Source organism: Mesorhizobium sp. M4B.F.Ca.ET.017.02.2.1 (assembly GCF_003998955.1).
Lineage (GTDB): Bacteria > Pseudomonadota > Alphaproteobacteria > Rhizobiales > Rhizobiaceae > Mesorhizobium > Mesorhizobium abyssinicae.
The window spans coordinates 1-10,580 of the sequence record NZ_RZOF01000230.1 but is presented as its reverse complement, the minus strand read 5'-3'; the positions used below and the strand labels follow the sequence as shown (position 1 = coordinate 10,580).

10 protein-coding genes are annotated in these 10,580 nt (G+C 64.3%); 4 read left to right on the top strand and 6 right to left on the bottom strand.

Going from position 1 to position 10,580, the window contains the following annotated elements; genetic code table 11:
• Both ugpC and EN738_RS23310 read right to left on the bottom strand, forming a co-directional pair.
• On the bottom strand, positions 1 to 946 hold a 946-nt coding region (gene ugpC, locus EN738_RS23315; RefSeq protein ID WP_127285759.1), incomplete at its 3' end, for a sn-glycerol-3-phosphate ABC transporter ATP-binding protein UgpC.
• A gap of 2 nt (positions 947 to 948) precedes the next feature.
• The gene (locus tag EN738_RS23310) at positions 949 to 1,719 is read right to left on the bottom strand and encodes an SDR family oxidoreductase (RefSeq protein WP_127285758.1); all 771 of its coding nucleotides are present in this window, start codon (positions 1,717 to 1,719) and stop codon (positions 949 to 951) included.
• Positions 1,720 to 1,897: 178 nt separating this feature from the next.
• Here EN738_RS23310 and EN738_RS23305 point away from each other — a divergent pair, with 178 nt between their 5' ends.
• The 4 genes from EN738_RS23305 (at position 1,898) to EN738_RS23285 (ending at position 6,778) form a co-directional block, all read left to right on the top strand.
• Positions 1,898 to 3,133, top strand: coding sequence for a sugar ABC transporter substrate-binding protein (locus EN738_RS23305; RefSeq protein WP_127285757.1), 1,236 nt, complete (start codon positions 1,898 to 1,900; stop codon positions 3,131 to 3,133).
• A gap of 398 nt (positions 3,134 to 3,531) precedes the next feature.
• On the top strand, positions 3,532 to 4,401 hold the full coding sequence (locus tag EN738_RS23295; RefSeq protein WP_127285756.1) for a sugar ABC transporter permease: 870 nt from the start codon (positions 3,532 to 3,534) through the stop codon (positions 4,399 to 4,401).
• A complete protein-coding gene (locus EN738_RS23290; protein ID WP_127285755.1) occupies positions 4,398 to 5,225 on the top strand; it encodes a carbohydrate ABC transporter permease in 828 nt (275 codons plus the stop codon). The genes EN738_RS23295 and EN738_RS23290 overlap by 4 nt, the downstream gene beginning before the upstream one ends.
• 80 nt (positions 5,226 to 5,305) lie before the next feature.
• Positions 5,306 to 6,778, top strand: coding sequence for a M81 family metallopeptidase (locus EN738_RS23285; protein WP_127285754.1), 1,473 nt, complete (start codon positions 5,306 to 5,308; stop codon positions 6,776 to 6,778).
• A 159-nt stretch (positions 6,779 to 6,937) separates the two neighbouring features.
• Here the strand turns inward: EN738_RS23285 and EN738_RS23280 are convergent, their stop codons facing one another.
• From EN738_RS23280 to EN738_RS23265, 4 genes are all read right to left on the bottom strand, one after another.
• Complete coding sequence (locus EN738_RS23280) at positions 6,938 to 8,986, bottom strand: M3 family metallopeptidase (RefSeq protein WP_127285753.1); 2,049 nt, start codon at positions 8,984 to 8,986, stop codon at positions 6,938 to 6,940.
• A gap of 90 nt (positions 8,987 to 9,076) precedes the next feature.
• On the bottom strand, positions 9,077 to 9,490 hold the full coding sequence (locus EN738_RS23275) for a nuclear transport factor 2 family protein (protein ID WP_127285752.1): 414 nt from the start codon (positions 9,488 to 9,490) through the stop codon (positions 9,077 to 9,079).
• Positions 9,491 to 9,498: 8 nt separating this feature from the next.
• Positions 9,499 to 10,143, bottom strand: a complete 645-nt coding sequence (locus tag EN738_RS23270; RefSeq protein WP_127285751.1) for a carbonic anhydrase — start codon at positions 10,141 to 10,143, stop codon at positions 9,499 to 9,501.
• Between the two features lie 140 nt (positions 10,144 to 10,283).
• Positions 10,284 to 10,580, bottom strand: a 297-nt coding sequence (locus tag EN738_RS23265; RefSeq protein ID WP_127285750.1) for a DUF429 domain-containing protein, incomplete at its 5' end; no start/stop codon positions are given.

The window sequence follows — 10,580 nt, the reverse complement described above, 5'->3', positions numbered from 1 at the left end:
CGCCGACGGAGCCGTAGACATGGGTTTCCGAGCCGGTCGGCTCGACGACGTCGACATCGATGGCGATCGCTTCGCCGGCGCCGCCGATGACGAAATGCTCGGGGCGGATGCCGGCCTCGACCGCATCGCCGGCGGGCGCCGCCTTGCCGGCAAGCGCCAGGCGGCCGCCGCCGCTCGTCTCGAACCAGGCATCGGTCGCGGTCGATTTCAATGCTCCGGACACGAAGCTCATCGATGGCGAGCCGATGAAGCCGGCGACGAATTTGTTGGCCGGCCTGTCATAGAGCTCCAGCGGCGGCCCGACCTGCTGGATGCGGCCGTGATCCATCACCACGATGCGGTCGGCCATGGTCATGGCCTCGATCTGGTCGTGGGTGACATAGACGATGGTCGATTTCAGCCGCTGGTGCAGCGCCTTGATCTCGGTGCGCATCTGCACGCGCAATTGCGCGTCGAGGTTGGACAGAGGCTCGTCGAACAGGAACACCGAAGGTTCGCGCACGATGGCGCGGCCCATGGCGACGCGCTGGCGCTGGCCGCCCGACAATTGCCTCGGGTAGCGGTCGAGATAGGAGAACAGGTTGAGCACGCCCGAGGCCTTCTTCACCTTGTCGTCGACGGCAGCGCGCGTCTCGCCACGGATCTTCGGGCCGAAGCCGATATTGTCGGCGGCCTTCAGGTGCGGAAACAGCGCGTAGGATTGGAACACCATGGCGATGTTGCGCTTCTGCGGCGGCAGGTCGTTGGCTCTTAGGCCGCCGATCATGAGATCGCCCGAGCTGATCGTCTCCAGCCCGGCCAGCATGCGCAGCAGGGTCGACTTGCCGCAGCCGGAAGGCCCGACCAGCACGACGAACTCGCCGCTTTCGATCTCGAGGTCGATGTTCTCGAGGATCTGGTGGTGGCCGAACGATTTCGACAGGTTGCGGAACTGGACGTCGGTCATGGTCACGCTCCCAAAATGTCGTCAATGAACGGCAGGCAGCCGGCGGTCAGCCCCGCATCCACCGGCATCACCACGCCTGTTACGCCCGATGCTCGGTCGGAGGCAAGGAAGGCCACCGCCTCCGCCACTTCCAATGCGTTGACGATGCGGCCGAGCGGGTAGAGCCGCTTCAGTTTGGCGAGGATTTCGGGGTCTTTGGCCAGGCGATGATCCCAGGCGGCGGTGCGGATCGATCCTGGGCAGACGACATTGGCGCGCACGCCGCTGCGGCCGAGCTCGACGGCGACCGACTTGGCGTAGGCGTTGATGCCGGCCTTGGCGGCGGCGTAGGCCGGGTTGCCGAAATGCGCGATGGCGTTGACCGAGGAGATGAAGACGACGCTGCCCGCGCCGCGCTTGGCCATAGCCTTGATGAGCGGGTCGGCGAAAGTCATCACGCCGGTCAGGTTGAGGTCGAGCTCACACTCGATCCTGTCCGCCGTCAGCGCGCCAAGCGTTTCGGCGCGCGTCCAGCCGGCATTGTTGATGAGGATGTCGGGAACGCCGTCGCGATCGAGGATTTCGGCGATGGCTGTTTCGACCGACGCGCGGTCGAGCAGGTCGAAGGCATGGCGCGAGGCAAGATGCGGGCTGGCCAGCGCCTCGTTCGACTGGTCGCAGCCGACGACGCGGGCGCCGCGTTCGGCAAGCAGCGCCACGATCGCCGACCCCAGGCCGCCGCCGGCCCCCGTGACCACGGCCGTCCTGCCCTCGAATTCGGCCTTTGAAACCACCGCGCTCGCTCCTCCACCATGTCAGACATACGGCAGAAGGCTACTGAACGATATGTAATTAAGCAACATGAAAAATTGCTTGCAGAAGGCAAAATGATGGATAATGTAGGAAAGTCACATAAATCCTGTGCCCCTTGGAGTGCAGGCGCAGATGCGCATCAAATGGGAGAGAGATCAGATGAGCCTTGCGAAATGGACTGTCGGCCTGATGGCCGGAATGAGCATGCTGGCCTTTGCGGCGCCGGCCGACGCTGGCGAGGTGCGCGTCACCGTTGCCGAATACAGCGCCAAGACCGGCCCCTATTTCCAGGACGTCAAGAAGGAATTCGAAGCGGCCAACCCGGGCATCACCGTCAAGTTCGAAGTGGTGCCGTGGGAGGTGCTCTTGCAGAAGCTGACCACCGACATCACCGCCGGCACCAATGCCGACCTGTCGATCATCGGCACGCGCTGGCTGATCGACTTCGTGCAGCAGGATGTCGCCGAGCCGCTCGACGGCTACATCACGCCCGAGTTCAAGGACCGCTTCATCGACACGTTCCTGTCGCCGTCGATCATGGAGGGCAAGACCTACGGCCTGCCGATCGCCGCCTCGGCGCGCGCCATGTACTACAACAAGGAACTGTTCGAGAAGGCCGGCATCGCCAAGCCGCCGGCCACCTGGACCGAGCTGCAGGAAGATGCCCGCAAGATCAAGGCGCTGGGCTCCGGCACTTTCGGCTTCGGCCTGCAGGGCAAGGAGATCGAGACCGACGTCTACTATTATTACGCGATGTGGTCGCAGGGCACCGAAATCCTCAACAAGGACGGCACGTCGGGCCTCGGCACGCAAGGCGCGCTCGATGCCGCCAAGCTCTACAAGTCGATGATCGACGAGGGCCTGACCGAGCCCGGCGTCACCTCCAACAACCGCGAGGACGTGCAGAATCTGTTCAAGCAGGGCAAGGTCGGCATGATGATCACCGCGCCCTTCCTGTCCAACCAGATCAAGGAAGAAGCGCCGAACCTGAAATACGGCGTCGCCGCCATCCCGGCCGGACCGACCGGCGCGCGCGGCACCTATGGCGTCACCGATAGCATCATCATGTTCAAGAACTCGAAGAACAAGGACGAGGCCTGGAAGCTGCTCGACTTCCTGTTCACCAAGGAGCAGCGCGCCAAGTTCACGCAAGGCGAAGGCTTCCTGCCGGTGAACAAGGAGGAGGCGAAGATGGACTACTACGTCAACAATGCCGACCTTGCCGCCTTCACCGCGCTGTTGCCCGACGCCCGCTTCGCGCCGGTCATTCCCGGCTGGGAGGAGATCGCCCAGATCACCTCCGATGCCATGCAGAAGATCTATCTCGGCAGCGCCGAGCCGGAGGCTGCCTTGAAGGAGGCGGCGGAGAAGGCCAATGGCGTGCTGAAGAAATAGGGCGTTCACTCCCGACGCCCGTGGCGCGCCCCACCCCGTCGGGGCGCGCCACACCTTCCTTCCTCTCCCTCCGGAGGGGGAGAGGTGGCTCGGCGAAGCCGAGACGGAGTGGGGGAACCACCTCGCGACTGTCGCGAACGGACAAGCTCGCCTCGCCTTGTGGCCAAGGGTCGACCCCCACTCCGTCGAGCTTCGCTCGACACCTCTCCCCCGATCGACGGGGGAGAGGAAGGGCGATCTTCCGCAGCCGCTGCGGAGGACCGGCAGGTAGGTGAGAGCAGCGTCGACGCTTGCAAGGAATCCTTGAAACGGCGCCGCGAGAGGAGCGAGGCGGGACTATGTCGATCTGTTAAGGCCAGAAATCCAATCACCACCCGCAAAGCGGTACAAACCAGCCGATGCAAAATCGTTTCCTGGCCTATCTACTGACCTTGCCCAGCCTGTTTCTGGCGGCCGTCGTCATCTTCTGGCCGGTCTGGGACCTGATCCAGATATCGACGCATGACGTCAGCCGCTTCGGCCAGTTGCGCGACTTCAGCGGCCTGACCAATTTCTCGGCGCTGTTTGCCGATCCCGATTTCATGGCCGCGCTCTGGCGCACCGGGCTGTGGACGGTGCTGGTGGTCGGCGGCGCGCTGTTGCTGTCGATCCCGGTGGCGATGATCCTCAACACCGATTTCTACGGCCGCGGCCTCGCCCGGGTCATCATCATGCTGCCCTGGGCGGTGTCGCTGACGATGACGGCGGTGGTCTGGCGCTGGGCGCTCAACGGCGAAAGCGGCATGCTGAATTCGGCGCTGATGGGGTTCGGCCTGATCAGCCAGAACATCCAGTGGCTGGCAAGCGCCGAGACCGCTTTCCCGATGCAGGTGCTGATCGGCATATTGGTGACGGTGCCGTTCACCACGACCATCTTCCTCGGCGGCCTGTCGTCGATCCCGGACGACCTCTACGAGGCGGCGGCGCTCGAGGGCGCCACGCCGCTGCAGCTGTTCCGCGAGATCACCTTTCCGCTCTTAAAACCGTTCATCAACATCGCCATCGTGCTCAACACCATCTACGTCTTCAACTCCTTCCCGATCATCTGGGTGATGACGCAGGGCGGGCCGGCGAACTCCACCGACATCCTGGTCACGCACCTCTACAAGCTCGCTTTCCGGATCGGCAAACTCGGCGAGGCTTCCGCGGTGTCGCTGGTGATGTTCGCCATCCTGCTCGTCTTCACCATGATTTATGTGCGGCTCGCGATGCGGGAGCAGCGCGCATGAGCAACGGCAAGCTGAAGCGCACGATCATCGCCTGGCTGCTGTTGTCGCCGCTGATCGTGGTGACGATCTTCCCGTTCGCGGTGATGCTGCTTACCGCGGTCAAGCCGCGGGCCGAAGTGCTGTCGCCGACCTGGTGGCCGGGCGAATTCCACTGCTCGAATTTCGCCGACATGTGGGTGGCGACCGGCTTCGGCCAGGCGCTCGTCAACTCACTCTATGTGTCGGTGATCGCCACCGTCGGCGCCATCCTGATCTCGGTGCCCGCGGCCTACGCCATGTCGCGCTTCCGCTTTGCCGGCTACGGCGCCTTCCGCCAGTTCCTTTTGATCTCGCAGATGATCTCGCCGATCGTACTGGTGCTCGGGCTGTTCAGATTGATGGCGGCCTGGGGGCTGGTCGAATCGACGACGGCGCTGGGCTTCATCTACATGGCCTTCAACGTCGCCTTCACCGTGTGGATGCTGCAGAGCTATTTCGACACCATCCCGCGCGACCTCGAGGAGGCCGCCTGGATGGAAGGCGCCGGCCGCTGGCTGACCTTGCGAAAAGTGTTCCTGCCGCTTTGCCTGCCGGCGATCGCGGTGACGGCGATCTTCACCTTCATCAACGCCTGGAACGAATTCGTCGTCGCGCTCACCATGCTGCGCAGCCAGGAAAGCTACACGCTGCCGATCCAGGTCTTTTCGCTGGTCGCCGGCCGCTACACGATCGAATGGCACCATGTCATGGCCGCCACGCTACTCGCCACCTTGCCGGTGGCGATCCTGTTCATCTGGCTGCAGCGCTACCTGGTCCGCGGCCTGGCGCTCGGGGCTGTCAAATAGCAATCCAGCAATTCCAGGAAAAGTGTGCAGCGGTTTTCCGTCCGGAATTGCGAAAAACAAAAGTTCATCACGGAGCTTTCATGCGTATCTTCACCGCTTCGCTGGCGACGGAAACCAACACCTTCTCGCCGGTGCCGACCGACCGGGCTTCGTTCGAGATGGCCTTCTATGCCGGACCGGGCAAGCATCCTGAAACGCCGACGCTGTGCTCCTCGCCGATCGTGGCGCTGCGTCGGCGCGCCGCTGAGGAAGGGCTGTCCGTGATCGAAGGCACCGCCACCTGGGCCGAGCCCGGCGGTCTGGTCCAGCGGCAGACTTTTGAGGCGCTGCGTGACGAGATCCTCGACCAGCTCAAGGCGGCGCTGCCGGTCGATGCCGTCATCCTCGGGCTGCATGGCGCGATGGTGGCGCAAGGCTATGACGATTGCGAGGGCGACCTGCTCGAACGCGTGCGCGCCATCGTCGGGCCGAAGGTGGTGATCGCCTGCGAATTCGACCCGCACAGCCATCTGACACCGAAGCGCGTGGCGGCGTCCGACATCATGGCCTATTTCCTCGAATTCCCGCACACCGACTTCTACGAGCGCGGCGAGCATGTCGTCGAGCTCGGTCTTGCCGCGGCGCGCGGCGAGATCAAGCCGGTTATCTCGACCTTCGACTGCCGCATGATCCAGGTGCTGCCGACGAGCCGCGAGCCGATGCGCTCCTTCGTCGACCGCATCAAGGCACTGCACGACAAGGACGGCGTGCTGTCGGTCTCGGTTATCCATGGCTTCATGGCCGCCGACGTGCCCGAGATGGGCACGCGCATCCTGGTCGTCACCGACAACGACGAGGAAAAGGGCGATGCGCTGGCGGAAAGCTTGGGGCGCGAGCTTTACGCCATGCGCGAAAAGACGGCGATGACGATGCTGAACACGGCCGACGGCATCGAGCGCGCGCTTGCCGTGCGCAAGGAAAATCCAAACAAACCGGTGGTCATCGCCGACATCTGGGACAATCCTGGCGGCGGCGTTGCCGGCGACGGCACCGTCGTGCTGCGCGAGCTGCTCGTGCGCGGCATCAGCAATGTCGGCATGGCGACTATCTGGGATCCAATCGCGGTGACGTTCTGTCATGCGGCAGGCGAGGGCGCCGTCATCGATCTGCGCTTCGGCGGCAAGGCCGGGCCACTGGCAGGCGAGCCGATCGATGCGCGCGTCAAGGTGCTCAAGGCGGTCGGCGAAGGCTGGCAGAGTTTCGGGCCAAGCCGGGTGACGCTTGGGTCGGTCGCGGTGGTCCGCATCGAAGGCACCGAAGTCGATGTCATCCTCAACACCAACCGCACGCAGACCTTCGAACCGGACATTTTCTCCAACATCGGCATCGATCCGCTGTCGAAGGACATCCTGCTGATCAAGTCGACTAACCATTTCTACGCCGGCTTCGCGCCGATCGCCGCCGAGATCATCTATGTCTCGGCGCCGAGTTCCTATCCGAGCAATCCGGCGGTGACGGATTACAGGAAGCTGACGCGGCCGGTGTGGCCGAGGGTGGCGGACCCGTGGCTCTAATCTCCCCCCTTGAGGGGGAGATGTCGCCAAAGGCGACAGAGGGGGTCCTCGCGCGTGAAGCGCTAGCCTCCATCTGCCGCAGGAGGTCGCGTCCAGTCGAACCGACCCCCTCTGGCCGCTTTGCGGCCATCTCCCCCTCGAGGGGGGAGATTATCTGCGCTACACCAATCCCCGCTTCACCATCATCGCCTCCGGCGACGGCATTTTCCCGCGAAACGCGGTGTAGAGCTCTTCCGGATCCTTGGAGCCGCCGGCGGCGTAGATGTTTTGCTTCAGCCGCTCGGCCAGCGCCGGGTTGAAGGGATCGCCTGTCTCCTCGAAGGCGGCGAAGGCGTCGGCGTCGAGCACCTCCGACCACATGTAGGAGTAGTAGCCGGCCGAATAGCCGTCGCCGGCGAAGACATGGCCGAAATGCGGGGTGCGGTGGCGCATCGCGATGGTGTCGGGCATGTCCAGCCTGTCGAGCGTTTCGGTCTCGAAACGAAGCGGCTCGGATGGCGCGTCCGGGCGTGCGTGATAGGCCATGTCGATGAGCGCCGAGGCAGTGAACTCGACCGTGGCAAAGCCGGCGCCGAACGTGCGGGCGGCCAGCATCTTGTCGAGCAGGTCCTTCGGCATCGGATTGCCGGTCTTCACATGCAGCGCGTGCTTTTCCAGCACCGCCGGCACCGTCAGCCAGTGCTCGTAGAGCTGCGAGGGCAGTTCGACGAAATCGCGGCTCACCGACGTGCCGGAAACCGAGGGCCAGGTGACCTCGGTCAGCATGCCGTGCAGCGCATGGCCGAATTCGTGGAACAGGGTCTTCGCCTCATCCACCGACAGCAGGGCCGCCTCGCCGGCCGGCGGCTTGGCGAAGTTCATGATGTTGTAGATGACAGGCTGCGAGCCGTGGCCGAGCGTGTAGCCGGATTTCAGCGGGCTCATCCAGGCGCCGGAGCGTTTTGAGGGCCGGGCGAAATAGTCAGCGAGGAACAGGCCGCGCTCGCTGCCGTCGGCATTCTTCACCACGAAAACACGCGCATCCGGATGCCAGGCGGCGATGCCGTGCTTCTCCTCGAAGCTGATGCCGAACAGTCGCGTCGCGACATCGAAACAGGCCTCGATGATGCGGTCGAGCTGCAGATAAGGCTTCAGCTCCGCCTCGTCGAAGGCGAATTTTTCGGCGCGCAGCTTCTCCTGGTAGAAGCGCCAGTCCCAGGCGGCGAATTTTTCGTTGCTGCCGGCCTCTGCCGCCAGCCGCTCCAATTCCTTCTGGTCGCTCGCCGCCTTCTCCAGCGCCTTCTCCCAGACCGGGTCGAGCAGCGCGTGCACGGCCTTCGGCGTCTTGGCCATCGTGTCGTCGAGCTTCAGCGCCGCGAAGGAGCCGTAGCCGAGCAATATTGCCTTCTCGGCGCGCAGCTTCAGCATGTCGCGAACAACCGACGTGTTGTCGGAGGCGCCGCCGTTCTGGCCGCGCATGGTGAAGGCGCGGAAGGCTATCTCGCGCAGGTCGCGGCGCTCCGAGAAGGTCGAGAACGGCTCGTAGATCGAGCGCGACAGCGTCACGGCATAGCGACCCTTCTGGCCGCGCATCTCGGCGGCTTGCGCCATGGCGCTTTTCAGGAAATCCGGCAGGCCGGCAAGATCGGCTTCGTCGAGAAACAGGGCCCAGTCGCGTTCGTCGGCCAGCACGTTCTGGCCAAAGCTGGTGCCGAGCGAGGACAGCTCCTCGTTGATCCTGGCCAGCCGTTTCTTGCCGTCGGCGTCAAGCCTGGCGCCCGAGCGGACAAAACCCTTCCAGGTCTTTTCCAGCACGCGCAGCGTCTCGGCGTCGAGCTTCAAGACCTCGCGGCGCTGGTAGAGATCGTCGATGCGGGCGAACAGCTTTTCGTTCATCGAGATCGCCGAGAAATGCCGCGACATTTTCGGCGAGATATCGCGCTCCAGCGCCTGGATGTCCTCATTGGTGTGGGCGCCGGCCCGGCACCAGAATATCGATGAGACATGGTCGAGCGGCTCGCCGGCGAGTTCCAGGGCGGCCAGCGTGTTCTCGATGGTCGGCGTTTCGCTGTTGCCGGCGATCGCGTCGATCTCGGCCTCATGCGCCTTCAGCGCCGCGTCGAAGACCGGGCCGAAATCGCCGTCGCCGATGCGCGCAAAATCCGGCAGGTCGAGCGGCCCTTGCCATTTGGTCAGCGGATGGGCGGCGAGATCGACGGCTGATGACATGGAAGAGCTTTCGGTTGGTGGCAATGGGAGGCGAGACCGATGTAGGGCGCGGGCCTCTCGCGCGCAACCTTGCGACCGGATCGGGATTGGTCAGTAAGTTTCGCAGCTCTCAGCGATCGCGGCCTGCGAGCTGGCGGTGATGCGATTGCCGGCGACGGAGAAGGTCTCGCGCATCAGCATGTCATTGCTGGGGAAGTCGTAGCAGGCGATCACCGTGGTGACACCGGCTTCCGACTTCTCGATGCGATGACGGATCGTGGCGCCGGCGACGGCGCCCTGCCAATCGTCGATCGAGGCGATGAACTCCTGCTTGGTCTGCACGACGCCGAGGTCGTCGAGCTTGATGTGCACGTCGTCGGCGAGCAAATCCGACAGCTCCGTTCGATCGGCGACGAGCAGCGCCGAATACCAGCGATCGATCAGCGCGCCGTCATCGGCGCGGGCGGCGAGCGCCGAAAAGAGCAGTGCGGCGGCTATCGCGGGTCCCTGGAAAACGATCCGCATCGCCGGCCTCACCCCAGATCCGGCCGCTCGAAATCGCCGGTCTCCTTGTTCATCACCCAAAGCTCGCCGGTCGAGATGTCGAACCAGGCGCCATGCAGCGACAATCTGCCCTTGCCTTCGAGGATGGAAACGCAGGGGAAGGTGCGGAGGTTGGCGATCGAATAGCGGATCGAGATGCGCTCCAGGGCGGTCTGGCGCTCGGTCGCCGTCATGAAGGTGCTGGACGAGACGGTCTCGGCGGCTGGGGCGATCAGGCTCATCCACTTGCCGATGAAGTCGCCGGGCGAGAGCGGCGCCGAGTTGGGGTCGAGGGCGGCGCGGATGCCGCCGCAGCGGCCATGGCCCATCACCACGATGTTCTTGACCTTAAGGCTTTGCACGGCGAATTCGAGCGCGGCCGAGGTCGAATGGAACTCGCCGTCCGGCGCATAGGGGGGCACCAGATTGCCGACATTGCGCAGCACGAACAACTCGCCCGGTCCGGCGTCGAAGATCGCCTCCGGGGCGGAGCGGGAGTCGCAGCAGGCGACGATCATCGTCTCGGGCGCCTGGCCTTCGCGCGCCAGCGAGCGGTAGCGCCCACTTTCGGCGAGGTAGCGGCCGTTCATGAAATTGCGATAGCCGTTGAGGAGACGCTCAGGAAGATGGGGCATGGGCGGCTAAAGCCTTTCCGGGGGGCTGGAGGCAGCTGCACAGTTCAATCCGGAAGCCCTCTAACGGCAAAAGCCGGTCGCGAGCAATGCCGAATTGCGGATGGCTCCGTCGCAATCGCGATGCGGCGGGCATGGCCGGGTCATGCCCAGATGGCTACTGGAATGCCGAAACGGTCGGTCAGCGGCGGGTCCGGATGCGGTCTTGCCTCGCCGCTGGCGATGCGGCCGGCGATCAGCATCATCGCTGCCGCGTCGAGGAAATCGTCGGCGGCGGCACCTTTGGGCGCCGACTGGTCGAGGAAGCTCTTTTCATAGCCATGCCGGCATAGCAGCGCCTTGCGCTCCTCCATGCCGGCGGGGTTGATCGCGCCCTTGACCTTTTTCGGCAGCGCCATGGCTTTGCCGCCGTTCAACCGGCGGAAGGCGACCTCGGGATG

Bases quoted from the DNA above. Each gene is read 5' to 3' on its own strand.
- EN738_RS23290 (WP_127285755.1), top strand. From the start codon at position 4,398: ATGAGCAACGGCAAGCTGAAGCGCACGATCATCGCCTGGCTGCTGTTG.
- EN738_RS23295 (WP_127285756.1), top strand. From the start codon at position 3,532: ATGCAAAATCGTTTCCTGGCCTATCTACTGACCTTGCCCAGCCTGTTT.
- EN738_RS23280 (WP_127285753.1), bottom strand. From the start codon at position 8,986: ATGTCATCAGCCGTCGATCTCGCCGCCCATCCGCTGACCAAATGGCAA.
- EN738_RS23275 (WP_127285752.1), bottom strand. From the start codon at position 9,490: ATGCGGATCGTTTTCCAGGGACCCGCGATAGCCGCCGCACTGCTCTTT.
- EN738_RS23285 (WP_127285754.1), top strand. From the start codon at position 5,306: ATGCGTATCTTCACCGCTTCGCTGGCGACGGAAACCAACACCTTCTCG.
- EN738_RS23305 (WP_127285757.1), top strand. From the start codon at position 1,898: ATGAGCCTTGCGAAATGGACTGTCGGCCTGATGGCCGGAATGAGCATG.
- EN738_RS23270 (WP_127285751.1), bottom strand. From the start codon at position 10,143: ATGCCCCATCTTCCTGAGCGTCTCCTCAACGGCTATCGCAATTTCATG.